We start from the raw sequence: 25477 nt of genomic DNA on the forward strand, positions 1-25477 counted from the left end.
TATGGTCGTGGGCATAGACGGTACATACAGGAGATGTTTTGGACCAGTTCATGGTCGGTCTATACCCACATGTGCTTCTCATGTGTGCCGGTTATACCCACGATCGGTTCTCCGTGGTTCCGGGGCGGCTCCGACCCGTTCCGTTATTCGTCCGTACGGAAAAGGGACCTCCTCACCGGAGACCAGATCCGGAAAGAAGATCCCTGTGCCATGCGTGCACAACGATTGAGGTGGATGCGGGGAAGCCGCTGTCCGTCTCAATCGATGAAGCGTCAGCCCAGCAGGCCGGACAGGCCGCCGCCGAAGTTCGGCGGGAGTTCGCCGCCGTTGGCTTCGAGGGCCTGCTGCAGGCCGGCGGGCAGGGCCGGGTTCTGCGGCTTCTTGGCGAACGCGGAGCCGCCCGACTTGCCCGAGCCGGAGCCGGACTTGCCGGCGAGCTTGTCGCGCAACGCCCGCTCTTCGGCCTCGCGCTTCATCGGGTTGCCGGACTTGGAGCCGCCCTTCTTCTTGCCCTTCTTCGCGTTCTTCTTCGCGCCCGGTCCGCCGAAGCCCGGAATGCCGCCGCCGACGCTGTTGCTCATGCGCTTCATCATCTTCGCGGCCTGATCGAAACGCTGCAGCAGCGCGTTGACCGCCGACACCGTGTTGCCGGAACCGTACGCGATGCGCGCGCGGCGCGAACCGTCGATGATCTTCGGATTGCGGCGCTCCTCAGGCGTCATCGAACGGATGATCGCCTCCGTGCGGTCGATCTCGCGCTCGTCGAACTGCTCCAGCTCCTTGCGGTGCGCGGCCATGCCCGGAATCATGCCGAGCAGCGACTTCATCGAACCGAGCTTGCGCACCTGCTGCAGCTGCTCGAGGAAATCGTCCAGACCAAACTCGCCCTCGGCCATCTTGGCCGCGGCCTCGCGCGCCTTGTCCTCGTCGAACTGCTTCTGCGCCTGCTCGATGAGCGTCAGAATATCGCCCATGTCGAGGATGCGCGAGGCCATGCGATCCGGGTGGAAGACCTCGAAATCCTTCAGACCTTCGCCGTTCGAGGCGAACAGGATCGGCTTGCCGGTCACGCTCGCGACCGACAGGGCCGCGCCGCCACGCGCGTCGCCGTCGAGCTTGGAGAGCACCACGCCGGTGAAATCCACGCCCTCGTCGAACGCCTGCGCGGTCTTGACCGCATCCTGACCGATCATCGCGTCGATCACAAACAGGATCTCGTTGGGGCTCACGGCGTCGCGAATGTCACGCGCCTGCTTCATGAGCTCCTCGTCCACGCCGAGACGGCCGGCGGTATCGATGATCACCGTGTCGTACAGCTTCTGCTTCGCGAATTCGATCGAATCGCGCGCGACCTTCACCGGGTCGCCGCTCGTCTGTCCCGGAGCCGACACCGCGTCGCCGCCGTCCGACTGCACGCCCTTTTCCGGCGCGTACACCGGCACGCCGGCGCGCTCGCCGACCACCTGCAGCTGCGTCACCGCGTTCGGACGCTGCAGATCGGCCGCGACCAGAAGCGGCGTGTGGCCGGCGTCCTTGAGCCAGTAGCCGAGCTTGCCGGCGAGCGTGGTCTTGCCGGCGCCCTGCAGGCCGGCGAGCATGATGATCGTCGGCGGATTCTTCGCGAAGTTCAGCGGACGATCGACGCCCGCGCCGAGAATGTCGGTCAGCTCGTCGTTGACGATCTTGACGACCTGCTGCGCCGGATTGAGCGCTTCGGACACTTCGGTGCCCAGCGCGCGCTCGCGCACGCGCGCGGTGAAGGAACGCACCACTTCGAGCGCCACGTCGGCGTCGAGCAGCGCGCGGCGGATCTCGCGGATCGTGCCGTCGATATCAGCCTCGGAAAGCTTGCCCTTGCTCTTCAGATGCTTGAACGCATTCGAGAGACGGTCTGTAAGAGAACTAAATGCTGCCATAATGCGCACCAGTCTAGCCGTGGCGGGGGAAAACCGGGCGTCCGTGCGGTCGCCGAAAACCGGACACGCGCCGCCCGTCCGTCGATCGGACGATTTCGCTTGGAACGCAACGCCGAATCGAACCCTTTCGCTACCATGGAAGGGCAATAATCCGTGGATATTTGGAATGCCTATGCTGTTTTGAATTCCCTCGGACACCACCTATACGCAGACTGCCGTGCGCCCTCGCGAATCGAGCCGAACGGCCGGAACCGCGATGTTTGCGACGTTCCGGCGGGCAGGCCAGTGAAGTAGCGGGCCAACGCAGACATGCCGTGCAATATGGAAGGCCCGCCCTATGCCACAAAAAAGAATAGAACGCAAAGCCCTGATCGTTGGCATCGTCGTCAACGCGCTGCAAGTCGCGGCCGGCATGGCCGTGTTCTTCATGACCGGCCTCAAGGCCATGTTCCTCGACTTCTCCTTCACCGCGATCTCCGTGCTGTCCGGCATCGTCGCGGTCTACCTGTCCTCGCGCACCGTGCGCACCACCGAACGCTTCCCCAACGGCCTGTTCGCGCTCGAACCGATCTACGCGATCTGCAAGGCCATCTTCACGCTGTCGCTGCTGCTGTACTCGCTGCTCGACGTCTCCCAGGTCGCCTACGACTACTTCGTCCTCGGCCAGGGCGAGCGCATCGAAACCGGACCGGTCGTCATCTACGAAATCCTCACCGTCATCGTGTGCTTCAGCCTGTACGTCTACTATCGTCGCGAAAACCGGGCGATCCGCAACTCGAGCACCATGCTCACGGCCGAGTGCAAGAGCACGCTCGTCGACGGCGCGATGTCGTTCGGCATCGGCGTGGTCGCCGTCGTGCTCATGTTCCTGCCGACCAGCGGTCCGTTCGACTTCCTGCACTTCACCGGCGACTTCTTCATCACCGTCGGACTCGTCGCCTGCACGATCAAGGAGCCGTTCGGCGTGCTCAAGGACGCGTTCATCGAGCTGGTCGGCGGCGTGCACGCCGCCGACGAGACGAACGCGTTCGTCGAGACCACCGCGCAGCGCCACCTGCCAGCCAACACCGAATACGAGCAGACGCTGATCTTCAAGACCGGCATGAACTACACGGTCGACGTGTACCTTTCCGGCACCGGCGAGACGATCGACGTGGCCGATCTGGTCGAATGCAAGCGTTCGCTCGAACGAGAACTGCGGCACCGGCTGCACATCGTCGACGTCGACTTCGTGTTCGACTGAGACTGTCGGATCGACTGTCGGATCCGTCCTCGGCTTTTTTGGCTGAGAATGCCGTCGGCAAAGTCGGCTGAGGGGTGTTATGGCAACGGAACGTTCCGAAGCTGCTGACTACCCCTCAGTCATGCTGCGCATGGCAGCTCCCCTGACAAGGGGAGCTGAGGATGAGCTGAGGATGGCCTACTTGAGGCTCCAGGTGCTGCCCTGCGGGCCGTCCTCGATGGCGATGCCGGCGGCGCCCAGCGCGTCGCGGATCGCGTCGGCCTTGGCGAAGTCGCGGGCCTTGCGGGCCTCGGCGCGGGCGGTGAGCTGCTCGGCGACCAGCGCGTCCAGCACCTCGTGCTCGCGGTTCTCGCCCGCGCCCGCGGCACCGGCCGCAGCGCCGCCGCCGATCCACGGCTCGGCCAGCGGGTCAAGGCCCAGCGTGTCGAGCATCGCGCGCACCGACACGAGCGCCGCGCGCACCTCCGCCTTCGCCGCGTCGGAATCGGCGCGGTCGGCCAGCTGCGAGAGCAACGTGTTGCCGTTGCGCACGGCCGTGAACACGGCCGCGGTCGCGCCAGACACGTTGAAGTCGTCGTTCATCGCCGCGACGAAATCGGCCGGCAGATCATCCGCGCGCACCGCAACGATCTCGTCGCGCGACGGCTGTCCGCCCAACGCCACGCCCGCGCGCTCGATGAAGTTCGACACGCGATCGTACGCGGCCTGCGCCTCGACCAGCGCCTGATCCGACCATTCGAGCATCGAGCGGTACTGCACCGAACCGAGCGCGTAGCGCACCACCCACGCGGAATGTTCGGCCAAAACGCTCGGCACCGACAGGCCCGTGCCCAGCGACTTCGACATCTTCTCGCCCTTGGCCGTCACCCATGCCGAGTGCATCCAGTGCGCCGCCGAATCGTAGCCGGCCGCGCGCGTCTGCGCCATCTCGTTCTCGTGGTGGGGGAAGCGCAGGTCGAGGCCGCCGCCGTGGATGTCGAACATGTCCTTCAAATAACGGTGGCTCATTGCCGAGCATTCGATGTGCCAGCCCGGGCGGCCCACGCCGAACGGCGTGTTCCAGCGCGCGTCGAGCGGATCGGTGTCCTTCGGGGCCTTCCACAGCGCGAAATCGCGCGGATCGTGCTTGTCGGGCGACATGTCGGCCGGGTCGATCGGATTGTACTTGTCGTCGCCCGCCGCGTCCACGCTCGGGCCCATGCGGTCGGCCACGGCCGCCGCCTCGTCCGCTTCCACGGAGCCCTGCTTCTGGTGCGTCAGCTCGCCGTAGTGCGGCCAGCTCGGCACGTCAAAGTACACGTTGCCGGTCGGATTGCCGTCCGCGTCGCGCACCACGTAGCCGTGTCCGTTGTCGATGATCTTCTGGATCAGGTCGATCATGTCGATCATGTGGCCGGTCGCGCGCGGCTCGTACGTCGGCGGCAGCACGCCGAGCGTGTCGTACGCCTGCGTGAACTCGCGCTCGTAGTGGTACGCGCGCGCCCACCATTGCTGTCCCGCGGCCGCGGCCTTGTCGAGGATCTTGTCGTCGATGTCGGTCACGTTGCGCACGAATGTGACGTCGTATCCGAGCTTGAGGAACCAGCGGCGGACGACGTCGAACGCGACGGCCGCGCGGATGTGGCCGATGTGCGGCGACGACTGCACGGTCGCGCCGCACACGTAGATGCCGACCTTGCCGGGCTTGATCGGCGTGAAACGCGCGACGGCGTGCGTGGCCGTGTCGTACAGCTTCAGATCGGCCGCAGCCTTCGCCACGGTGGAGGCCGAGTCGCGGCCGGTCGCGGCGACGGTTCCGGACTGGACGCTGGAAATGTTGGAATCATGCGCTTCTTGAGCTTCTGTCATACTGCAAAAGCGTATTCAGATTGGCCGACATGCGCGGCATTTCCATGCCGGATTTCGGCCCGTGGCTGATCGCGAACCAGCCGCGAACTGACGTGGCGATGCGAAACGTCGAATTCGCTTTACGTGGGTGATGCCACAATAGGAACCATGACGCAACCGCAAGTGTTGATTCTGCAGCACGTCCCGTGGGAGAAGCCGGGGCGTATTTTGACGAACCTCGAAGAGCTGGGGTTGGACACGCTCACCCTGAACATCGCCAAAAAGAAGAAACCCGACCTGCCGGACTTCGACCAGGTGGCCGGCGTGGTCATCATGGGCGGGCCGATGGGCGCCACCGACTATGACGAATACCCGGGGCTCAAGGTCGAGGCGAAGCTCGCCAAGGCCGCCGTGAGCGTCGGCAAGCCGGTGCTCGGCGTGTGCCTCGGCCATCAGATCATCGCCACCGCGCTCGGCGCGAAGCTGAGCCGCGGCGACGCGCCGGAAATCGGCTTCGGCCCGATCAAGCGCGTCGACAAGCACGACTACTTCTCCATGTGGGACAAGCAGATCAACGTGCTGCACTGGCACAACGACGTGGTCGGCCTGCCTGCCGACGCGCAGTTGCTCGCCCGTTCGGCCGGCACCAAGGTGCAGGCGTTCCGCTTCGCCTCCGCGCTGGGGCTCCAGTTCCATCTCGAGGTCAGCGCGCCGATCCTCGAGGAGTGGCTGGCCGAACCGTCCATGGTCAAGGACCTCAAGGCCGTCGGCGGCTCCAAGTCGCAGCTGCGCGAGGACTTCGCGCAATACGATCCGCAGATCCTGCCGCTCGCCGAGCAGGTGTTTTCCGGGTTCGCCGCGCGCTGCAACACGTACGCCAAGACGCTGGGCTGAGCGGCCGGCGAACGCCGATGGACCGTAATCGCCGCGCTTCCCTTCTTGGCTCCCCTTGTCGGGGTAGCTGTCACGAAGTGGCTGAGGGGCAGTCAGGACCCATCGCATGAGGTTCGGCAGAATACCAAGCTGGTCTGCCGGTCGGTCCGATGCCCGGTGGTGCCGCTAAGTTAGTGGATTATGCCGACTTACGATATTGGACTGGAACACGTTTCGCTCGCCTTCGCCACCAAAACCATCTTCACCGATGTGACGCAGGGCGTATTCGAAGGCGACCGCATCGGCATCGTCGGCCGCAACGGCGACGGCAAATCCACGCTGCTGCACCTGTTCCGCGGCACGCAGGAACCGGATTCGGGCCGCGTCACCAAACGCAACGGGCTCACGTTCGGCATGCTCGACCAGCGCGATCCGCTCGACGACGACGCCACGATCCGCGAAGCCGCGCTGGAGGGGCGCGCGGACTACGAATGGGCCGCGGAGACGCGCTCGCGCGAGATCGTCGAAGCGCTGCTCGGCGGCATGAGCCTCGACGCGAAGATCGGATCGCTGTCGGGCGGCCAGCGCCGCCGCGCCGATCTGGCCCGCCTGCTGCTGCGCGACTGGGACATCCTCGCGCTCGACGAGCCGACCAACCATCTGGACGTGGTGACGATCCACTGGCTCGCCGAACACCTCAAGAACCGCTGGTCTCGCGGAGAGGGCGCGCTGCTGCTCGTCACGCACGACCGCTGGTTCCTCGACGAGGTGTGCGAATCCATGTGGGAGGTCCACGACGACCTGATCGAGCCGTTCGAGGGCGGCTATTCCGCGTACATGCTCCAGCGCGTCGAACGCGACCGTCAGGCTGACGTACGCGAGACCAAGCGCCGCAACCTCGCCCGCAAGGAGCTCGCATGGCTCACCCGCGGCGCCCGCGCCCGCTCCACCAAGCAGAAGTTCCACGTCAAGGCCGCGCGCGAGCTCATCGCCGACGTGCCGCCGGTGCGCAACACGCTCGAACTCAAGCAGATGGCGACCTCGCGCCTCGGCAAGCAGGTCGTGGACCTGATCGACGTGACGCAGATCTTCGAACACGTGCAGGGCGGCGCCGACAGTTCGGTCGCGGACGCTGCGGCGGCCATCGACCCGGATGTGGCCGCGATGGCCGACTCCGCGTCGCGTGTGGACGTGGTGCGTCCGATGTACGCCGAACCGCAGGTGCACGGTTCGGTCGAAGTCGCCGTGACCGACATGGACGATCCGCGACTCGTCGACGCCGGCGTGCCCGAGGCGGTCGAAGCGGCGAAAGTCGCGCGCGAGGCTGCCGAACAGGCGCGTGTCGATGCCGGCGTCGCCGCGATCGACGACGGCGATCGTGCGACGCGACGTCGACTGACCGGAGGCGAGACGATCGGCGCGGACGACGCCGACGTCGAATCGGCCGCCGACGCGACGTCCGCGGCGCGCAGGATCACCGTCACCGGACGCAAGATCCTCGACGACGTGACGTGGCTGATCGGCCCCGGCGACCGCTTCGGCATCGTCGGCGCGAACGGCGCGGGCAAGTCCACGCTGCTGCGTCTGCTCGACGGCACACTCACCCCGACCGCGGGCCACGTGAACATCGGCAAGACCGTGCGGTTCGCGGTGCTCTCGCAGCGGCTTGACGAGCTCGAGAAGCTCGGCAAGTACAAGATCAAGGAAGTGCTGTCGCGCTACAAGCCGAGCTACATCGTCGACGGCAAGGAGGTTACGCCCGGTCAGCTCATGGAACGGCTCGGCTTCGAGTCCGCGCAGTTGATGACGCCGATCCGCGACCTGTCCGGCGGCCAGAAGCGCCGCATGCAGCTGCTGCTCATCCTGCTCGACGAGCCGAACGTGCTCATCATGGACGAACCCGGCAACGATCTGGACACCGACATGCTCGCCGTGATGGAGGACCTGCTCGACACGTGGCCGGGCACGCTCATCGTCGTCTCGCACGACCGGTATCTGCTCGAACGCGTCACCGACGAGCAGTTCGCGCTCATCGGCGGCAAGGTGCGGCATCTGCCCGGCGGCGTGCAGGATTATCTCGACATGGTCGAGGATCTGAAGAACGGCAAGCCGCTGCCGTCGCTCGAACCGGCGTACGGCAAGAAGAAGGGCAAGGGCGGTGCCGGTTCCGCTGCGGCTTCCGGCGCTTCGTCCGATGTCGCTGACGCTGCGGCTGGACGGGATGCCGCTGCCGAAGACGATTCCGGCGAGGGCGGCGGCACGCCCAAGCTCACCGGCAAGGCGTTCCACGACGCGAGCAAGCGCGTCGCCGCTATCGACCGCAAGCTCGCCAAGCTCGAGGAGCAGAAGGCTGATCTCGAATCGCAGATGGCCGCGCACGACCCGAGCGACTACGAGGGACTGGGCAAGCTCAACGAGCAGCTCAAGGCCATCGCCGACGAGTCCGACGAGCTGACCGCCGAATGGATGGAGCTCTCCGAACAGCTCGAGTAGCGGGGGGCGGCGTGACGGAGTGGCGGCGCGGAATCGTCCGGTTCTCGATTGTCCGGTTATCAGTGGCGTGACGAAACATCTGCTGAAAGGAACGACATGATGGACATTGAGGACATGACGAATGCGAATGACGGTGCCGCCGCTCTCCGTGCTCTGGTGGAGAATTCCCTTGACTCCGAGGGATTGACCTATATGGACAACCCGGACGAGGGCACGATCGTGTATGACATTGATCTTTCGTTGGCGGTGGGCCCCGTCAACGTGGTGATCTGGGTGGAATCGGGCCGAATCGGCGTCGGTGCCGTTTCCTCGTTCGCATGCGACCCCACGGATCGGGAAACCATGCTGGCACTTGCCGAATACGTGTGCCGCGTCAATGCCGGGTTGGATCTGGGCGGTTTCCATCTCGGCTTCGACGACGGCGACGTGTGGTACTGGAACGTGCTGCTCACCGGTGGCGGCAACCCGTCCCGTGAGCTGATCCAGCAGACGGTGTTCACGCCCTGCCTGATGTGGAAGCGGTATGGCGACGGTTTTCTCAAGGTGGCCACCGGCACATGTACCCCGGAAGAGGCCGTGGCCGAGGCGGAAACTCCTCATGCGGATGACGATGAGCGGTAGTCTCGGAAATTTCGGTGCATTCCGGTATCGGCGCGTCGCCGGCCATCATCCGGCGTGATTGCGCCGGCGGCGATCACAGCCGGCTTTTGCCTTGCATGGCGATCGCCGATACCGTTGGCTCATGCAGTTGCCGGCTCGCCGTTGTCCCAAGGATTGACCAGCGTGACGCCGGTGTGTTTGAAATCCTTGACGTTCCTTGACGTTGCGCGTGGCAAGCGTCGCCCCGCGCGACCGTGCGATCGCCGTGATCATCGCGTCCTGCACGTCGATCGGACGGCCGCTACAGTTCGGCCTCATTCCAACGGTCGGCGGCCGGAATCGAACGCACGGCCGGCATCGCCAGCACGATCGCCACGTTGGCGGCCAGCGCGAGCAGGGACAGCGCGACGGTCATCCGGAAGCCGATCGTCGGCAGCAACGAGCCGGCAATCGCCGAACAGAACATCGTCGGCAGCAGGCACATCAGATTCGACGACGAATTGACGCGCCCCTGCATCTCGGTCGGCACCTTGGCGAAGATGAAGCCCATAAGCAGCGCGTTGATCGTCGGCACCGGCAGTCCGCACAGCAGCGACGAGACGAGCATCACCGGATAGGCGTCGCTGACGATCATCGGCGCCAGCGTCGCCAACGCGGCCACCGACATGACAACCAGACCGGTGCCCACGGCAAGCCGATCGCACACGCGCGCCGCGATCACCGCGCCGATCAGCATGCCCGCGCCGACCGCCGTCGACACGAAACCGATGCGCACCGAATCCACGCCGGAACCGACCAACTGCAACTGCACCGCCTGGAAGATCCCGTTGACGCCGAAATTCAGCAGCGCGGCGATAGTGGTCAACGTCATCAGCGTGCGCCGGCGCAGCGTCCAACGCCAGCCTTCTACGAAATCGTCGACGAACGAACCGCGTGCGTCGGCCGAGCCGCCCGCAGCCAGCTCGTCGTCGTGCGCGTCGCGCTCGTCGCGTCGGATCGCATCACGCACATGCTCGTCAACGCGCAGCATGCCCGCGCTGATGCCGGCGATCGCGTACATGATCGATGCGACGGCGAATGGCACCCACATGCCGAACGCGTACAGCACGCCGCCGAGCGGCGAGCCGGCGAGAGCGATCACCGAATCGCGTCCCTGATTGAGACTTTGCGCCTTCGGATAGTCGGCGGTGGGGATGATCGAACGCAGCATCGCGTTCGTTGCGCTGCCGAGCAGGCCGTTGATCGTGGATGCCGCGACGATGACGACGGCGAACGCGGGGAACGTGAGCAGGCCGCTCGCCAGCAATGCGAACACCGCGCCCCACAGCACGGCGCCGCATACGGCGTTGAGGATGATGAGCCGCTTGCGGTTGTGCCGATCGACCAGCGTGCCGCCGAATACGTCGGCGGTCTGCGCGGCGATCATGCTCGCCGTGGCCAGCCAGCCGGCCGTGGGCAGGGACTTGGTGAGCGAGAAGGCGACCAGCGAGATTGCGAAGCCCTTCATCGCAAGGCCTATCGCGGATGCGGTGTCGGCGGTGAACCACGCGCGGTACTGCGGATTGCGCCACAGCGAAGCGTGCGTGGTGCGTGCGGGGGACTCGTTGCCATTGGCGATGTCGGTCATGATCAGCTCCTTTACACCAGATAGCGGAAGGCAGACAGTGCGACCATGACCTGTTCTGAGCCGTCGCCTTCGGTGTGCCGGTCGCCGACTGTGTTGATCCACTTGTCGGCTACGGCCAGCAGTTCCTGCTGCATCTGGCTGAATTCCGCGTCGGTCAGTCGGATGATCGACATGCTGTCCAACGAGTGCCGCCACGGTTCGGGCAACGACGATTCCGCGCGATAGTAGCGCAGTCGCGCTTCGGTGGCCGCGGTGGACGCGGATTGCGCGAGGGCTTCGACGGACGCCTGGTCGGTGTCGCCGTCCGCGTTGACGATGAGTTTGGGCGTGCTGGCCTGCCAGTAGCTTTTGCGCGCGTCGCCGTCGGGGGAGGGGACCTGCTCGACGAGTCCGGCCTTGGCGAGCTGCCTGAGATGATAGCTGATCGTGCCCGCCGATTCGCCGATGCGTTCGGCGATGTCGCCCACGGTGCATGCCTTGCCGGGTTCCATCATGTTCATGATGCGGATGCGCGTCGGATGCGATACCGCGCGCAGCTGCGTGAGATCGGCGTGGTGCCGTGTGTTGGTCATGGTGACCTCCTTGCTGGATCGGCGGGCGATGATCACCCGCCCTATTTCACAAGAATCATTGTACAACAAATCTTGTATAAATCAACAAGAACTCTTGCATTTTGGTGTGGAAGCAATGGAGGCAACGAAAAAGGCTCCTCGCCCGGGCGGGGAGCCCATAAGCGAGGAGCCTGTAACAGTGCAACGGCAGCGAGCCGAAGCCAGAAAGAGAACGTCAGCGGCCGGTGATCTCCGAACCGACGACCTTCTCGGCCAGCGCGCGCGGGCCGCGCGTCACCGCAACCGCACCGGAACGCACCAGTTCGATGATGCCGTAGTGATCAAGCAGGCCGAGCAGCGCGTCGATCTTGCCCTCCGCGCCGGTCGCCTCGATCGTCAGCGACTCCGGGTTCACGTCGACCACGCGCACGCGGAACAGGCGCACGATCTCGAGCACGTCGGAACGGTTCGACTGGTCGGCCGCGACCTTGATGAGCACGAGCTCGCGCTCCACGGTCGTGTCCGGATCCAGATCGACGATCTTGAGCACATGCAGCAGCTTGTTGAGCTGCTTGATGATCTGCTCGAGCGGCAGGTCGTCCACCTCGGCCGTGACCGTCACGCGCGAGATGTCCGGGCGTTCGGTGGGGGAGACGGACAGCGAGTCGATGTTGAACGCGCGGCGGGCGAACAGGCCGGCGATGCGGGCCAGCACGCCCGGACGGTTCTCCACGAGCACGGACAGCGTGTGGCGCTTGGCGCCGGGCTGGGAAGCGGGATAGTTAGCCATGAGAGATTTCTCCTTAACCCTTCGCGAACGAACGAACTAGAAACCGGCCTCGCCGAGCTCGACGGCGCCGGCCTCGCCCTGCGGACGCAGCGGCTGCGTGCCCGGACGGTACGTCACGTCGTTGTTCGACGCGCCCGCGGCGACCATCGGCCACACCATCGCGTCCTTCCACACACGGAAGTCAATGAGCACCGGGCGGTCGTTGATCTCGTTCGCCTTGCGAATCGCCTCGACGGCCTCCTCCTGCGTGAACGCGCGCATGCCGACGCAGCCGTACGCTTCGGCCAGCTTCACGAAGTCCGGCACGTCGAAGAACTCGGGAGTGCCCTCTTCGGCCTCGGTGTGCGCCTCGCCGTCGAGCAGGTTGGTCTGCGAATAGTGCTGGTCGTAGAACAGTGTCTGCCACTGGCGGACCATGCCGTACACGGAGTTGTTCAGAATCGCGATCTTGACCGGCGTATGGTCGAGGAACGCGGTAGCCAGCTCCTCGCTGGTCATCTGGAACGAACCGTCGCCGTCGATCAGCCACACCGGCTTCTTGCCGGCGAAGTCGCGCGCGGAGCCGACCTGCGCGCCGATCGCGGCCGGCAGGCCGAAGCCCATCGTGCCGAGGCCGCCGGAGGAGATCCACGAATGGGGCTTCTTGAAGTCGATGAGCTGCGCGGCCCACATCTGATGCTGGCCCACGCCCGACACCCAGATCGTCGACGGGTCGGCCATCTTGGACAGCTGCTCGACCACCCACTGCGGCTGCAGCGTGCCGTCGGTCGGCTGGTCCTCCGGCTCGTCGTAGTGGATCGTGTACTTCTCGCGCAGCGCGTTGAGTTCGTCCCACCACGGCTTGAGGTTCGGCTTGCCGCCGATCGCCTGCGAGCGCTTGATTTCGGGGATGAGGTCGTTGAGCACGGTCGCCACGTCGCCCACGATCGGCACGTCCGGCGCGCGGTTCTTGCCGATTTCGGCCGGATCGATGTCGATGTGGATGACGCGCGCGAGCGGCGCGAACGCGTCGAGCTTGCCGGTGACGCGGTCGTCGAAGCGCGCGCCGATCGCGACGAGCAGGTCGCAGCGCTGGGCGGCGGCCGTCGCTGCGACGGTGCCGTGCATGCCGAGCATGCCGAGGTTCTTCGGATTATCGTCCGGCACGATGCCGCGTGCCGGCAGGGTCGTCACGATCGGCGCGCCGGTGATTTCGGCCAGTTCGGCGACTTCCTTGGACGCGTTGGAGCGCGACGCGCCGCCGCCGACGTACAGCACGGGGCGGTACGACTGCGCGAACAGCTTCGCCGCGTCGGCGAGCACGCGTCCGTGCGCCTTGGTGATCGGGTTGTAGCCGGGCAGGATCATGCGCTGCGGCCACGAGTAGTACATTTCGCCGACCTGCGCGGTCTTGGTCAGGTCGACGACGACCGGGCCGGGACGGCCGGAACGTGCGATGTAGTGCGCTTCGGCGATGACGCGCGGGATGTCCTGCGCGCGCGTGACCAGATACGAGTGCTTGACGACCGGGTAGGTCGCGCCGACGATGTCGGCCTCTTGGAACGCGTCGGTGCCGATCGCGTTCACGCCGACCTGTCCGGTGATGACGACGAGCGGCACGGAGTCCATGTTCGCGTCGGCGATCGGCGTGATCATGTTCGTGGCGCCCGGGCCGGACGTGACGATGCACACGCCCACGCGGCCGGTGGCCACCGCATAGCCTTCGGCCGCGTGACCGGCGGCCTGCTCGTGGCGCACGAGCGTGAAGCGGAACTTCGTGTCGTCGTTGATCGCGTGGTAGACGGGCAGGATCGCGCCGCCGGGAAGGCCGAAGACGTCCTGAACGCCCAGGTCCTCCAGCGCGCGGACCAGCGCCTGCGCGCCGGTCATCTTTTCGCCGTCGACAATGGTCTGCGTGTCGTCCGCGTGCGTTTTCGGCACGCCGCTGAATGCCTGAAGGGGCGTTGGTGTCGCCATGATTCCTCTCAACTTCTCGTAATCGACTGAATGATCGTGAAGGTGCGCGTGCCGTGCGGCGGCCGCAGGATGGTCGGCCTGCCCGACGGCGGCCGGCGTCGAACGCGGTCGCGGAACTTGTGGCCCCGCGCGCGGGATGCCGGGCGATGATTCACCCCATCCTAATCACAGGCGCTGAGATACGGCGATTCTTCGCCCATATGCTGGCTGGGGCGGGAGGCGCGGCCGGTCTCGTGACGGACGGTGCGGACGCGCGCGGATCCAACCGCCCCGTCCGCCATCCGTACGACGCTACTTGTCGAGCGCCTTCCACGCGACCTCGGCCGCGGCCAGCTGCGCCTTGCGCTTGCTGGAGCCCTCGCCGACGCCCCACACGGTCTGCTCGTCGTCGCCGAGCGTGACGCGCGCGGTGAAGATCTGCGCGTATTCGGGGCCCTTCACGGACATGCGATAGTGCGGGTCGCCCTTGCCGAGCCCGTGCGACTTGACCTCCAGCGACGTCTTCCAGTCGAGCGCCGGGCCTTCGGTCGCGACTTCGGCGAGCGTGTCGTCGATGAGCCGGTGGATCACCTCGCGCGCGCCGTCGATGCCGTGCTCGAGGAACGTCGCGCCGATGAGCGACTCGACGATGTCGCACAGGATGGAGCTTTTCTCTGCGCCGCCCTCCTTCGCCTCGCCGTGGCCGAGCAGGATGTAGGGGCTCACGTGCAGCTTGGTGCGCGCGATCGCGCTCAGCGATTCCTCGGAGACGGCTTTGGCGCGCATTTTCGCGAGCTGGCCTTCGGTCATGTCCGGGTGGGCGGCGAACAGCGTTTCGGTGGAGACGAGTTCGAGCACCGCGTCGCCGAGGAATTCGAGGCGCTCGTAGTTCGGCGCGCCCGGATGCTCGTGCGAGAACGAGCGGTGGGTGAGCGCCTGCACGAGCAGTTCGGGGCTGATCGTGGTGCCCAGCGCCTCGAGTAGCACGTTGGACGGGCTGATCGGCGCCGGCGTTGCGTGCTGCGCGTCGTGCTGCGTGGCGTGCTTCGTGTTCTGCGATGGTGCTTGCGATGCTTCTGCGGTCATGGTCACCTATCTAGCCCGGAGCGCGGACAGTGGGCCCCGCAAGCGACCGCCGTCCGCCGCGTGGAGGTTTTCGTTCGCTGAGACCGCCCTCAGAGAGCGATCTCTGCCACTCGGGATTTCGCGTGGCGGTTTTGGCTCGCTGCCGGATCCCGCAGCCAAACAAAACCGCCACCGGTGAGCCAAAATACGAAAAAGCCCCGCCACCCGTCGATGGCAGGGCTTTGCGTTATCGCTTGGTTACCGCGAACTCAGGCTCACTTGGTGTGGGCGGAGCGGATGGCCTCACGGTAGGTGCGGCCGCGGAAGTTACCGCAGCTCGGGCAGGCCATGTGCGGCAGCGCCGGAGCGCCGCAGTTCGGGCAGCTGACGGTCTGCACAGCAGACGCCTTCCAGTTCGCGCGGCGCGAGTGCGTGTTGGCGCGCGAGGTCTTGTACTTAGGCAGTGCCATTTGTATTCCTCTGTTTCGATCGAACGATTGAGCTTAAGCGTTCGGTATCTTAGCGCACCGGGCGTACAAAGTCCAGCGGCGAGCCGCATTCGCCGCTCGATTGCCGCTGGAGCACGTTCGACAGGAGTGTTTGCCGATGATGCGCGAAACGCCGTCTGATGCCACAGGAGCCCCCTCTGATGAGGGAGCTGTCACGGCTTGCCGTGACTGAGGGAGAGATGGAATCTACTTGCCCGACTCGAGCTTCGCCTTGAGCGCCGCCAGCGAGGCGAACCGGTCGTCGACCACGTCGTGGTGATGGTCCGGATCCTCATTGAGATCCGCGCCGCACTGCGGGCACAGGCCGAGGCAGTCCTCGCGGCACAGCGGCTGCAGCGGCAGCGATTCGGCCAGCGTGTCGCGGATCAGCGCCTCGAGATCGGCGAACGCGCCGTCGGTGCTGAGCGGATACGTGTCCTCCGACTCGTCCTCGCCGGCGATGATGTCCACCTCGCCCTTGTCGTCGCGACCGCGGCCGTTTCGCCCGCCGCGTCTGCCGTTGGCGTCGGCCGACTCGTACGGGAAGAACGTGGTGACGTCCACCGTCCAGTCCTTGTTGATCGGCTTGAGGCAGCGCGTGCACTCCGTGCTGATCGGCGCGCTGATGCGCGCGGTCAGGATCAGCCCGTCGACGATCGAGTCGAACGAGCCGACCACGTGCACGTCGGCGCCTTCCGGAATGCCGACGATGCTGTCGCCGATGCCGCTGGGCGCGGGAAACACGGCGTCGATGGGCTTGCTTTGGCCGGCTCGCGACGCGACCTGCGCGACGGGCACGGCCCACTGGGAATCTTCGGGACGTGGCATGGATCAGCCTTCCGGATAGTCGTTGTTGTTCAGATGGGGGAGCTGTTCGCCGGCGTTGCGCTGGCGTTCATACAGTACATTAAGGCCGGCCTGCACGTCGCGGTCGAGCTTGCCGAGCTGCTGCTGGAGGCCTTCCATGACGGTCGTGCAGTACTTGTCGGCGCCCTGCGTGAGCCGGTCGGCCTTGGCCTGCGCCTGATCGAGGATCACGCGCGCCTTCTGCCGGGCCAGCTCGGTCACGTTCTCCTGTCCGGCGAGGAACTGCGCCTGGTCGTTCGCGTCCTTGACCATGTCGGCCGCGCGGCTCTGCGCCGAGGCGATGATCGCGTTCGCCTGCGTCTGCGCGGATTCGAGCCGGCGCTCCGCCTCGCGCATCAAAGCCGAGGCGCGTTCGAGCTGCACGGGCAGCATCTTCTTGAGATCGTCGAGATGTCCCACGAACTCCTCTCGGTCCACCTTCACCACGCCGGGCGCGAAGAAGCTGGTCTTCGCCTCGTCCAGCATGGATTCCATCTGGTCGAGGATGTCGTACACGGTGGTGAACTCGTCGCGCGGGTTCACGCCGTCCGCGTCGCCATCGGACGAGCCGTCGCCGGACTGTTCGCGCAGGTCCGGCAGCGAGTCCATCAGGAACGCCGGTCGGGACGCGCCCTGGCCGGCAGGATCGGCCTGCCCTGAGGACTGCCCGGTCTGCCCGGTCTGCCCGTCGCCGTTTGCATCGGACGTCGCGCTCGCCGACTGTCCGTCCGCGGCCTGCGCGGCCTGTACGTACGGCTGGCCCGCCTGTCCGTTCTGCTGATACACGGACGGATCGATCGGCTGATCGGCCGGCTGGTACGCGGCCGGATCGGCGTTCGGATTGACCGGCATCGGACGGAACGGCTGGAACGGTTGCGTTGCGGACTGCGCAGCCTGCGCGCCCGGCTGCGTCGCGCTCGCGTCGGCCTGTCCGGCCGCGTCGCTGTTCACTGCATCATCGGTCATCACTATTCCCCTCCTTCGCGCCGCGCACGTTCGCGGCGCAACGCCTCCGTGAGCATCGGCACCACGCAGTCCGGGACCATGCCGGTCACGTCGCCGCCGTGGCGCGCCACGTCCTTGACGATCGAGCTGGAAATGTGCTCGAGGATCGGATCGGCCGGCAGGAACAGCGTCTCGATGCCGGCGAGCTTGCGGTTGACGAGCGCCATGCCGAGCTCGGCCTCGTAGTCGCCGTTCTGGCGCAGGCCCTTGACGATCACCGTCGCGCCGACGCGCTTGCAATAGTCGGTGATGAGCCCGTCGGTCGAGGCGACGGTGATGTTCGAATATCCGTCCTTGGCGATGGCGCGGCGGATCACCTCGACGCGCGTGGATTCCGGAAACATCGGCGTTTTCGCGGCGTTGACCGCCACCACCACATGCACCTCGTCGAAGAAGTGCGCGCATCGTTCGATTACGTCCAAATGCCCTGCGGTGACGGGGTCATACGATCCTGGGCACACTGCGATAGTCATAAGACCATAGCGTACCCCGTCGCGGCGAGTTCGGCGCGGCGTTTGCCGCCGCTTGCGGCGCGTGTTGGCATGTTGCGGTGCGCACGGTTCGTCCGGCAGTTGCGCGCGCGTATGGTCGCCGCACGTGGGCCGATGCCATCAATGCCGAGCGAGATGGGGGCGTGCGGGCGGGAGATGCCGTGATCGTTGCGCAACCGTGCGGCAATTCGTTGGCGGATGGTGGGAACGGTCTTATGATGGGGTTGATTGTTGCCCACGAGGATGGAGTATGCGATATGTCCGCTGAGATGATGACGGTTGCGATGGTGACGCCGGCGGCTGCGATGACGGCCGGCGTCGCGCGCGATTTGGCCGATCCGGTCTCGCCCCTGTCCACGCCGGATCCGGGCACCGGTACGGCCGTGCTCGAACGTCCGGAGACCAAGGAGCAGACGCAGCGCGACGACGGGGGCGACGCGGACCGCTACGCGCACTACGTGTCGAAGGACCGCATCGCCGAGTCGCGCATGACCGGCCGCCCGGTGGTCGCCCTGTGCGGCAAGGTGTGGGTGCCCAAGCACGACCCGTCCAAGTACCCCGTCTGCCCCGACTGCAAGCGCATCTACGAAGAGATGATGAAGTAATGTCGCGTGGCGGAAATGGCTCACTGACGAACCGTCAGTGAGCCATTTCCGCCACTCAGCGCATCCCCGTCAGAGAACGGTAGTCTCAGTAGGAATCACCGGTTCGCCCTTCATCAGGGACTGCGCGGTGATCGGCAGTTCGGCGAGCGCCTTCGCGCGGTACTCGTGCGCGGCTGTGATCGCGTCGTGGCCCTGCCAGCGCGGGTCGATCTCGCCGTGGTCGACGAAGTCGACGAGCAGGTCCTTCCATCCGTCGGCCGGACGGTACGCGGCGAGCGCGTCCTCCGAACCGGAGATGACATGCTCGCAGTCGGCGAGATTGTACTCGTACGAACGGTAGGCGAGCTTGCGGCCGGGCACGGTCGCCTTGTTCTTCGACTTCTTGGCGACCGGCTGCATCACGCCGTCCGCGTTTTCGCGTTCGGTGAGCTTGTACACCATCGCGCACGTCGGCGCGCCCGATCCGGTCACGAGCATCGTGCCCACACCGTACGAGTCGACGGGCGCGGTCTGCAGCGCGGCGAGCGCGTACTCGTCGAGGTCGTTGGTGACGGTGATGGTCGTGTTGGTCGCTCCCAGCGCGTCGAGCTGGTTGCGCACGCGCTGCGCGAGCGAGGCGAGGTCGCCCGAGTCGATGCGGATGCCGCCGAGTTCAGGGCCGGCGACCTCCACGGCGGTTTTCACGGCCTCCTCGATGTTGTACGTGTCGACGAGCAGCGTGGTGTTCTTGCCGAGCGCGTTGATCTGCGACTGGAACGCCTCGCGTTCGGAGTCGTGCACGAGCGTGAAGCAGTGCGCGGCGGTGCCGATGGCCTTGAGCCCGTACATCTGCGCGGCGAGCAGGTTGGCCGTGCCCTTGAACCCGCCCACGACGGCGGCGCGCGCGGCGGCGACCGCGGCCCACTCGTTGGTGCGGCGTCCGCCCATGTCCATGCACGGGCGGTCCTTGGCGGCCGACACCATGCGCGAGGCGGCGGAGGCGACGGCCGAATCGTAGTTGAGGATCGACAGGATCAGCGTCTCGAGCAGCGTGCATTCGCCGAACGTGCCCTCGACCTGCAGGATCGGCGAGTTCGGGAAGAACATCTCGCCCTCCCGGTAGCCCTTGATCGACCCGGAGAAGCGGAAGTTCTCAAGCCACTTGATCGTCTCGGGGCTCACCACCTTGCGGTCGGACAGGAACCGCAGGTCCTCGTCGTCCAGATGGAACCGTTCGAGCGCGTCGAGGATGCGCCCGGTGCCGGCCACCACGCCGTAGCGGCGGCCTTCCGGCAGATGGCGCGTGAACACCTCGAACACGCACTTGCGGTTCGCCGTCCCGTCGCGCAGCGTCGCGTCGAGCATCGTGTATTCGTACATGTCGGTCATCAGGGCCGGTGAATAGTCCATGGAATCTCCCTCGTTTCGGTTGCTCCCAGCCTACTCGCTCCGTCCGCGCTCCGGCAACGGGGCCGTCCGCCGAATTCGGCGGGTTCCCGCAAGCGCGACCCGTGCGCGTAGACTGGCCGGTATGAGATTCTTCGCGGGTCTGTGGCGGCTGGCGATCGCCGCGCTGTGCTTCGTGGGCACGTATGAGGCGTGGCAGCGCCCGGTGCTGTGGGTGTACTTCACGTTCCAGACCGGGGCCGTGCTCGGCTTCGTGATGCTGTGGGCGGGCGCGGCCACCATTCTCAAGGGCATCCAGCCGCCGGCGTGGCTCAAGGGCGTGGTGACCCTGTACGCGGTCGTCACCGCGGTGGTCGCGTTCCTGCTCATGCCGCCGGACGACCCGAACTACGTGCCGCAGATACTTGGCATCATGACCAACACGATGCTGCACCGCATCGCGCCGATCATGGCCGTGGCCGACTTCATCCTCTTCGACCCGCACCGGCGCTTCCAATGGCATTACATGTTCAGCTGGCTGATCTACGTGCCGGTCTGGTTCGCGTTCGTCATGGGCCGCGCGTGGCTCGCCCCGACCCTGCTCGGCTCCGGCCCGGCCGCCGGCGGCAACCCGTACCCGTATGCGTTCATCGACTTCAAGGCGCTCGGCTGGCAGCAGTTCGGCATCAACTGCCTTGAACTGGCGGGCGCGTTCTTCGCGGTCTCGCTCGTCCTGTTCGTCATCGACCGCATCGAGCCGGCCAAACCGCTGCTCGGATGAGCGACCGCACGCCGCTTCGCCCGGTCACATAGCGTGCGCCCGCTTCGCCGGCTGGTGCTAGGTTGGGCCTCATGGCTCAGATCAAAGATTTGCTTGGAAACGATACCGTGCTGCGCGGCGACGGTCGCGCGGTCGACCAGCTGCGCCCGGTGCGCATCACCCGCCGCTTCACCGATGTGCCGGAAGGCTCGGTGCTCATCGAATGCGGCAACACGCGCGTGATGTGCACCGCGACGTTCACGCCCGGCGTGCCGCGCTGGCGCAAGGATTCGGGACTCGGCTGGGTGACGGCCGAATACTCGATGCTGCCGCGCGCGACCGCGGAGCGCACCGACCGCGAGTCCGTCAAGGGCAAGATCGGCGGCCGCACGCACGAGATCAGCCGACTCATCGGCCGCTGCCTGCGCGGCGTCGTCGACATGAAGGCGCTCGGCGAGAACATGGTGCAGATCGACTGCGACGTGCTGCAGGCCGACGGCGGCACCCGCACCGCGTCGATCACCGGCGCGTACGTGGCGCTCGTCGACGCGATGCGCTGGGCGGAGCGGAACAAGCACATCAAGTCCGCCGACCGCGTGCTCAAGGACGTCGTGTCGGCCGTGTCGGTCGGCATCATCGACGGCACGCCGATGCTCGACCTGCCCTACCCGGAGGACAGCCGCGCGATGACCGACATGAACGTCGCCATGACCGGCTCCGGCACGTTCATCGAAATCCAGGGCACCGCCGAACACCGCCCGTTCAACCGCTCCGAGCTCAACACGCTGCTCGACCTTGCGGAAAAGGGCAACCGCGAACTGCAGGCCGCCCAGCAGGCCGCCCTCGCGCAGGATTAGGGCTTATCTCGGCTCCCCTTGCCAGGGGAGCTGTCGCGCGAAGCGTGACTGAGGGGTAGTCAGAAGCTTTGGAACGTTCCGTTGCTTTGACGTTTCCCCAGTCAGCTACGCTGACAGCCCCCTCAACCGAGGGGGCCAAGAAATGGAACGGAGGCTTTTTCATGAAACTCATCGTCGCCACGCACAACGAAGGCAAGCTCGCCGAAATCCGCCGCATCCTCGCGGCCGGCCTCGGCCAGGACGCGGAGCGCATCGACCTCGTCTCCGCCGGTAGCCTGAACCTGCCCGACCCGGTCGAAACGGGCGTCACGTTCCAGGAGAACGCGCTGCTCAAGGCGCGCGACGTGGCCGAACGCACCGGCTGCCCGGCCATCGCCGACGACTCCGGACTGATCGTCGACGTGATGGGCAACGCTCCGGGCATCCTGTCCGCGCGCTGGGCCGGCCGTCACGGCGACGACGAGGCGAACAACGCGCTGCTGCTCGCCCAGATCGCCGACATCCCCGACGACAAGCGCACCGCGCGCTTCCGCTGCGCCGCCGCGCTCGTCGTGCCGCAGGTCGACGCGCTGCCGGACGAAATCCCGGTCGTCGTCGCGTCCGATTCGCCGGCCGTCGAAGCCGAACTCGAACACCGCTATCCGATCGCCGAACAGGTCGTCGAAATCGGCGACATGACCGGCCGCATCATCCGCGAGCCGCGCGGCGCGCACGGTTTCGGCTACGACCCGCTGTTCGTGCCCGATGACCAGCCGGCGCGCGCCGCGACGGACGGCACCGACGGCACGCTTACCAGCGCCGAGCTCGAACCGGCCGAAAAGAACGCGATCTCGCACCGCGGCAAGGCCCTGCGCGCGCTCGTGCCGGCCGTCGAACGACTGCTGCGCTGACCACGGGCCGGACTATGGGGCGGCCTGTGACACCGCCCCGTGGTCCGGTGGAAAGCCGATTCGAGCGACGGTCCACAGGCCGCCACCCGGCGCCGCTCAAGCGCAGCCCAGTGTGAAGAGGCTGTGCGCTCGGGAGACGCCTCGGGCCGGCACGGGGCGCCGGTGCTAATATCGGCTGAGCAATCCGTGCGGGCCCGCAGCGTCCGGCATCCATCATGCCCGGCGCTCATCGGACGCACGGGACACCGAGTCAAAGGACGGTTTCCACCAGTGCGCTCGTTCACTCTCGCCACGCTCACCCCGGACGAATTCGACGCGTTCTCCGCGTCCCATCCGCAGGGCAACTTCCAGCAGACTTCGGCGATGGGCCGTCTGCGCGCCGAGCAGGGCACCGAAGTCGAATACCTGGCCGTGCGGGAACACGGCGCGACCGTCACCGCGGCGCTGTTCGAAACGCACCGTTCGCGGCTGTCCACGTTCGCGGCCGTTCACGACGGCCCGCTGTGCGACTGGCATGACCGCGAACTGACCACGTATTTCGTCAGCCAGCTGCGCGCCCACGCCAAGGCCAAGGGCGCGGCCCAGCTCGAAATCACCCCGGAAACGCCGTACCGCCTGCGCGGCTCCCACGGCGAGCCGCTCGCGTCGGGCACGCCCGCGCCCGCCAGCGAACCCGCCGACGTGAACCCGGGCGAGCCGGCCGACGACATCGTGAACCTGCTGACCGGGCTCGGCTTCGAGCACGGCGGCTTCACCGTCGGCTACACGGCCGTGCCGCGCTGGCGCTATCTCAAGGACCTGGGCGGCATCGACGACGAATCGTCGCTGCTCAAGTCGTACGACAAGCGCACCCAGTGGAGCGTCAAGCGCGCCGCGTCGATGGGCGTGCACGTGCGCGAACTCGCCGACGACGAACTCGGCGTGTTCGCCGCGATCGAACAGCAGACCGCCGAACGCCGCAGCTTCGAATACCGCGGAGAGGCGTACTTCCACCGGTTCAAGCGGGCGTTCGGCGACAAGGCGCATTTCATGGTCGCCGAAATCCACATCGCCGAATACGTGGCCGACATGCAGGCCAAGCGCGCCGTGCTGCAGGAGAAGGTGGACCGGCTTCAGGCCAGGTACGACGAGCGCCCAACCACCAAAATCGAACGCCAGCTCGGCGAGGAGACCCGCAATCTGGCCGCCGCCGACAAGCGCCTCGCCGAAGCCGCCGCGTTCGCCAAGCAGGGCGACGTGCTGCCCGCCGCGGCCTCGCTGTTCGTCGAGCACCCGCGCGAGGTGATCTACCTGTTCTCGGGCAGCGTCGAGGAATACAAGCCGTTCTACGCCTCCGCGCTCATCCAGCACCACGCGATGCTGCACCTGTGCGTGGAACGCGGCGTGAAACGCTACAACTTCTATGGCGTCGACGGCGTGTTCGACGATCCGGACGACGAGGGCCGCGGCGTGCTCGAGTTCAAGCAGGGATTCAACGGCTACGTCGAGGAGCTGACCGGCGAGTTCACGCTGCCGGTCCGGCCGCTCGTCTACCGGCTCAAGAACCTCGCGCATCGGCTCGCCGGCCGGTAGGCGCGGAAGGAACGTCTCCGCGCGGATGATCGCGAGGACGCCTGCGGATGGCCGCGGGTGCCGTGGACGCCCGCGCGGAGACGGACGGTACCGGACCGGCCATGGGAGAGGGATGGCCGGCCCGGCAAAGGCATGGGGGAGTGCGGAAGGGGAATGATCGACACGCATATCGCAGGAATGTGAGGAGTAATCATGCGGTTGCAAACGGATAATGACATGGTCGGCAAGCGCTGGCGTTCGAGGGCGCTCACGGACGACGAGTTCGACGCGCTGTCCGCGGCGAGTCCGGAGGGCGGATTCCAGCAGACCGCCGCGATGCGCCGCATGGTCGAGCAGGAGGGCGCCGCGCAGACCGAACTGGTCGGTCTGGTCGACGCCGACGACAAGCCGATCGCCGGCGCGATGGTCGCGTACACGCAGGGACGGTTCGGCCTCGAAGGGTCGATCTGGCTCGGCCCGCTGTGCGACGCGCACAACGAGCATCTGCTCACCGCGATGACGATGGCCCTGCACGTCGCCGCGCACAAGCGCGGCGCGATCAGCGTGTCCTGTTGGCCGGACGACGTGTACCTGCGTCGCACGTCCGACGGTGAGCCCGACGGCGAGCCCGACGACCTGCTGGTCGGCAACTACGAGAAGCTCGGCTGGCATCACGCTGGCTTCGACCGCGGCTACGGCTCGATCGTGAACCGCTGGGTGTACGTCAAGGACCTATCCGGATTCAAGTCGGCCGACGACCTGCTCAAGTCGTATTCGAAGAACACGCGGCGCAACGTGAAGATCGCGCGCAACAGCGCGGTCCACGTGCGCAGGCTGGACCGCGACGAGCTCGGCGTGTTCCACCACATCTGCGAGCTGAGCAGCGTCAAGCAGCATTTCCAGAACCGCGACCTCGCCTACTTCGAGGGCGTGTGGGACGCGTTCGGCGACCGGGCCGAGTTCATGGTCGCCGAGATCCATCTCGACGAATACCTCGCCGGCTGGCAGGACAAGTACGCGAAGTTCGCGCGCGAGGCCGACCGTCTCGAGGCGGCGTTGCCCGAATCGAAGTACCCCGACGACGTGCGCAAGAAGCTCGACACCGCCCGCCGCAACGTCGAATCCGCCGAACACCGCATCGCGGACGCGAAGGAGCGCATCGAACGCGACGGCCACGTGGTGCCCGCCGCGGCCGGCCTGTTCATGTGGCATGAGCGCGAGCTCGTCTACTTCTCGTCCGGTTCGGACGAACGGTACGCGAAGTTCTACGCGCCCACCGCGATCCAGCACGAGATGATGTCCCGCTGCCTCGAACGCGGACTGCACCGCTACAACTTCTACGGCATCTCCGGCGTGTTCGACGACCCGGACGACCCGGGCCGCGGCGTGCTCGAATTCAAGCAGGGGTTCAACGGCTACGTCGAGGAGCTTCCGGGCGAATTCACCCTGCCCGTGGACCGCATCCGCTACGGGCTCAAGGCCGCCGCCGCTGCGGTGCTGCACCACTGACCTGCGGCCGCTGAGACGGCATGCGGGCGCCGTCCGCCAGATGGTCGGCCGGCGTCCGTTGCCGTCGCCGTAAGGCAGGGCTCATGCTAGATTGACGACTTGCGCGCGCGTGGCGGAATTGGTAGACGCGCAGGATTTAGGTTCCTGTGTCTTGTACGTGTGGGTTCGAGTCCCATCGCGCGCACTTCCC

22 protein-coding genes and 1 tRNA gene are annotated in these 25477 nt (G+C 66.4%); 11 read left to right on the forward strand and 12 right to left on the reverse strand.

Annotation, left to right across the window (positions count from 1 at the left end; all coding sequences use genetic code 11):
- Positions 1-272: 272 nt before the first annotated feature.
- Positions 273-1916: a signal recognition particle protein gene (ffh, locus tag KIH79_RS04170; protein WP_219058259.1), complete on the reverse strand. Its 1644-nt coding sequence runs from the start codon at positions 1914-1916 to the stop codon at positions 273-275.
- Positions 1917-2253: 337 nt separating this feature from the next.
- Between ffh and KIH79_RS04175 the strand changes: the two genes are divergently transcribed.
- A complete protein-coding gene (locus KIH79_RS04175; protein WP_219058260.1) occupies positions 2254-3159 on the forward strand; it encodes a cation transporter in 906 nt (301 codons plus the stop codon).
- Between the two features lie 177 nt (positions 3160-3336).
- Here KIH79_RS04175 and cysS read toward each other — a convergent pair whose 3' ends face one another.
- Complete coding sequence (cysS, locus tag KIH79_RS04180; RefSeq protein ID WP_219058261.1) at positions 3337-5007, reverse strand: cysteine--tRNA ligase; 1671 nt, start codon at positions 5005-5007, stop codon at positions 3337-3339.
- A 147-nt stretch (positions 5008-5154) separates the two neighbouring features.
- Here cysS and KIH79_RS04185 point away from each other — a divergent pair, with 147 nt between their 5' ends.
- The 3 genes from KIH79_RS04185 to KIH79_RS04195 all read left to right on the forward strand — a co-directional run bounded on the left by KIH79_RS04185 (position 5155) and on the right by KIH79_RS04195 (position 8973).
- Positions 5155-5880, forward strand: a complete 726-nt coding sequence (locus KIH79_RS04185; RefSeq protein ID WP_219058262.1) for a type 1 glutamine amidotransferase — start codon at positions 5155-5157, stop codon at positions 5878-5880.
- 180 nt (positions 5881-6060) lie between these two features.
- Entirely contained in the window at positions 6061-8352 is a 2292-nt protein-coding gene (locus tag KIH79_RS04190; RefSeq protein ID WP_219058263.1) for an ABC-F family ATP-binding cassette domain-containing protein, read from the forward strand.
- A 96-nt stretch (positions 8353-8448) separates the two neighbouring features.
- Positions 8449-8973, forward strand: a complete 525-nt coding sequence (locus tag KIH79_RS04195) for a type III secretion system chaperone family protein (protein ID WP_219058264.1) — start codon at positions 8449-8451, stop codon at positions 8971-8973.
- Between the two features lie 280 nt (positions 8974-9253).
- On the opposite strand, the gene KIH79_RS04200 is transcribed toward KIH79_RS04195, so the two are convergent.
- From KIH79_RS04200 to coaD, 9 genes are all read right to left on the reverse strand, one after another.
- Complete coding sequence (locus KIH79_RS04200) at positions 9254-10579, reverse strand: MFS transporter (protein WP_219058265.1); 1326 nt, start codon at positions 10577-10579, stop codon at positions 9254-9256.
- A gap of 11 nt (positions 10580-10590) precedes the next feature.
- The gene (locus KIH79_RS04205) at positions 10591-11151 is read right to left on the reverse strand and encodes an ArsR/SmtB family transcription factor (RefSeq protein WP_219058266.1); all 561 of its coding nucleotides are present in this window, start codon (positions 11149-11151) and stop codon (positions 10591-10593) included.
- Positions 11152-11365: 214 nt separating this feature from the next.
- On the reverse strand, positions 11366-11920 hold the full coding sequence (gene ilvN, locus KIH79_RS04210; protein WP_033494561.1) for an acetolactate synthase small subunit: 555 nt from the start codon (positions 11918-11920) through the stop codon (positions 11366-11368).
- A gap of 36 nt (positions 11921-11956) precedes the next feature.
- The gene (locus KIH79_RS04215) at positions 11957-13876 is read right to left on the reverse strand and encodes an acetolactate synthase large subunit (RefSeq protein WP_219058267.1); all 1920 of its coding nucleotides are present in this window, start codon (positions 13874-13876) and stop codon (positions 11957-11959) included.
- A 291-nt stretch (positions 13877-14167) separates the two neighbouring features.
- Positions 14168-14941, reverse strand: coding sequence for a ribonuclease III (gene rnc, locus KIH79_RS04220; protein ID WP_219058268.1), 774 nt, complete (start codon positions 14939-14941; stop codon positions 14168-14170).
- Between the two features lie 254 nt (positions 14942-15195).
- Complete coding sequence (gene rpmF, locus KIH79_RS04225) at positions 15196-15390, reverse strand: 50S ribosomal protein L32 (protein WP_219058269.1); 195 nt, start codon at positions 15388-15390, stop codon at positions 15196-15198.
- A gap of 225 nt (positions 15391-15615) precedes the next feature.
- A complete protein-coding gene (locus KIH79_RS04230) occupies positions 15616-16236 on the reverse strand; it encodes a YceD family protein (RefSeq protein WP_219058270.1) in 621 nt (206 codons plus the stop codon).
- A 3-nt stretch (positions 16237-16239) separates the two neighbouring features.
- Entirely contained in the window at positions 16240-17226 is a 987-nt protein-coding gene (locus KIH79_RS04235; protein ID WP_420829351.1) for an ATP synthase F0 subunit B, read from the reverse strand.
- On the reverse strand, positions 17223-17732 hold the full coding sequence (coaD, locus tag KIH79_RS04240) for a pantetheine-phosphate adenylyltransferase (protein ID WP_219058272.1): 510 nt from the start codon (positions 17730-17732) through the stop codon (positions 17223-17225). The genes KIH79_RS04235 and coaD overlap by 4 nt, the downstream gene beginning before the upstream one ends.
- A 323-nt stretch (positions 17733-18055) precedes the next feature.
- Between coaD and KIH79_RS04245 the strand changes: the two genes are divergently transcribed.
- On the forward strand, positions 18056-18355 hold the full coding sequence (locus KIH79_RS04245) for a DUF3039 domain-containing protein (protein WP_236023607.1): 300 nt from the start codon (positions 18056-18058) through the stop codon (positions 18353-18355).
- Between the two features lie 69 nt (positions 18356-18424).
- Here KIH79_RS04245 and KIH79_RS04250 read toward each other — a convergent pair whose 3' ends face one another.
- The gene (locus tag KIH79_RS04250; protein WP_219058274.1) at positions 18425-19744 is read right to left on the reverse strand and encodes a nicotinate phosphoribosyltransferase; all 1320 of its coding nucleotides are present in this window, start codon (positions 19742-19744) and stop codon (positions 18425-18427) included.
- A gap of 121 nt (positions 19745-19865) precedes the next feature.
- Here KIH79_RS04250 and KIH79_RS04255 point away from each other — a divergent pair, with 121 nt between their 5' ends.
- The 6 genes from KIH79_RS04255 to KIH79_RS04280 all read left to right on the forward strand — a co-directional run bounded on the left by KIH79_RS04255 (position 19866) and on the right by KIH79_RS04280 (position 25471).
- Positions 19866-20501 carry a Pr6Pr family membrane protein gene (locus KIH79_RS04255; protein ID WP_219058275.1) on the forward strand — a complete coding sequence of 212 codons (636 nt, stop codon included), beginning with the start codon at positions 19866-19868 and terminating at the stop codon, positions 20499-20501.
- A 71-nt stretch (positions 20502-20572) separates the two neighbouring features.
- Complete coding sequence (rph, locus tag KIH79_RS04260; RefSeq protein WP_219058276.1) at positions 20573-21337, forward strand: ribonuclease PH; 765 nt, start codon at positions 20573-20575, stop codon at positions 21335-21337.
- A 161-nt stretch (positions 21338-21498) separates the two neighbouring features.
- Positions 21499-22227 carry a non-canonical purine NTP pyrophosphatase gene (locus KIH79_RS04265; RefSeq protein WP_219058277.1) on the forward strand — a complete coding sequence of 243 codons (729 nt, stop codon included), beginning with the start codon at positions 21499-21501 and terminating at the stop codon, positions 22225-22227.
- A gap of 270 nt (positions 22228-22497) precedes the next feature.
- Positions 22498-23799 carry an aminoacyltransferase gene (locus KIH79_RS04270; protein ID WP_219058278.1) on the forward strand — a complete coding sequence of 434 codons (1302 nt, stop codon included), beginning with the start codon at positions 22498-22500 and terminating at the stop codon, positions 23797-23799.
- A gap of 192 nt (positions 23800-23991) precedes the next feature.
- Positions 23992-25287 (forward strand): aminoacyltransferase, encoded by a 1296-nt coding sequence (locus KIH79_RS04275; protein ID WP_219058279.1) that lies wholly within the window; start codon positions 23992-23994, stop codon positions 25285-25287.
- Positions 25288-25390: 103 nt separating this feature from the next.
- A tRNA-Leu gene (locus KIH79_RS04280) sits at positions 25391-25471 on the forward strand.
- The last annotated feature ends 6 nt before the right edge of the window (positions 25472-25477 follow it).

The organism is Bifidobacterium miconis (genome assembly GCF_019331735.1).
In the GTDB taxonomy this organism is placed as follows: domain Bacteria; phylum Actinomycetota; class Actinomycetes; order Actinomycetales; family Bifidobacteriaceae; genus Bifidobacterium; species Bifidobacterium miconis.

What these genes read in the sequence shown, in the direction of transcription:
- cysS (WP_219058261.1), bottom strand. Translation starts at nt 5,007, where the DNA reads ATGACAGAAGCTCAAGAAGCGCATGATTCCAACATTTCCAGCGTCCAG.
- KIH79_RS04275 (WP_219058279.1), top strand. Translation starts at nt 23,992, where the DNA reads ATGCGGTTGCAAACGGATAATGACATGGTCGGCAAGCGCTGGCGTTCG.
- KIH79_RS04190 (WP_219058263.1), top strand. Translation starts at nt 6,061, where the DNA reads ATGCCGACTTACGATATTGGACTGGAACACGTTTCGCTCGCCTTCGCC.
- KIH79_RS04250 (WP_219058274.1), bottom strand. Translation starts at nt 19,744, where the DNA reads ATGGACTATTCACCGGCCCTGATGACCGACATGTACGAATACACGATG.
- KIH79_RS04215 (WP_219058267.1), bottom strand. Translation starts at nt 13,876, where the DNA reads ATGGCGACACCAACGCCCCTTCAGGCATTCAGCGGCGTGCCGAAAACG.
- rnc (WP_219058268.1), bottom strand. Translation starts at nt 14,941, where the DNA reads ATGACCGCAGAAGCATCGCAAGCACCATCGCAGAACACGAAGCACGCC.
- rph (WP_219058276.1), top strand. Translation starts at nt 20,573, where the DNA reads ATGGCTCAGATCAAAGATTTGCTTGGAAACGATACCGTGCTGCGCGGC.
- KIH79_RS04265 (WP_219058277.1), top strand. Translation starts at nt 21,499, where the DNA reads ATGAAACTCATCGTCGCCACGCACAACGAAGGCAAGCTCGCCGAAATC.
- KIH79_RS04185 (WP_219058262.1), top strand. Translation starts at nt 5,155, where the DNA reads ATGACGCAACCGCAAGTGTTGATTCTGCAGCACGTCCCGTGGGAGAAG.
- KIH79_RS04195 (WP_219058264.1), top strand. Translation starts at nt 8,449, where the DNA reads ATGATGGACATTGAGGACATGACGAATGCGAATGACGGTGCCGCCGCT.
- coaD (WP_219058272.1), bottom strand. Translation starts at nt 17,732, where the DNA reads ATGACTATCGCAGTGTGCCCAGGATCGTATGACCCCGTCACCGCAGGG.
- KIH79_RS04175 (WP_219058260.1), top strand. Translation starts at nt 2,254, where the DNA reads ATGCCACAAAAAAGAATAGAACGCAAAGCCCTGATCGTTGGCATCGTC.
- ilvN (WP_033494561.1), bottom strand. Translation starts at nt 11,920, where the DNA reads ATGGCTAACTATCCCGCTTCCCAGCCCGGCGCCAAGCGCCACACGCTG.
- KIH79_RS04230 (WP_219058270.1), bottom strand. Translation starts at nt 16,236, where the DNA reads ATGCCACGTCCCGAAGATTCCCAGTGGGCCGTGCCCGTCGCGCAGGTC.
- KIH79_RS04205 (WP_219058266.1), bottom strand. Translation starts at nt 11,151, where the DNA reads ATGACCAACACACGGCACCACGCCGATCTCACGCAGCTGCGCGCGGTA.
- rpmF (WP_219058269.1), bottom strand. Translation starts at nt 15,390, where the DNA reads ATGGCACTGCCTAAGTACAAGACCTCGCGCGCCAACACGCACTCGCGC.
- KIH79_RS04200 (WP_219058265.1), bottom strand. Translation starts at nt 10,579, where the DNA reads ATGACCGACATCGCCAATGGCAACGAGTCCCCCGCACGCACCACGCAC.
- KIH79_RS04255 (WP_219058275.1), top strand. Translation starts at nt 19,866, where the DNA reads ATGAGATTCTTCGCGGGTCTGTGGCGGCTGGCGATCGCCGCGCTGTGC.
- ffh (WP_219058259.1), bottom strand. Translation starts at nt 1,916, where the DNA reads ATGGCAGCATTTAGTTCTCTTACAGACCGTCTCTCGAATGCGTTCAAG.
- KIH79_RS04245 (WP_236023607.1), top strand. Translation starts at nt 18,056, where the DNA reads ATGACGGCCGGCGTCGCGCGCGATTTGGCCGATCCGGTCTCGCCCCTG.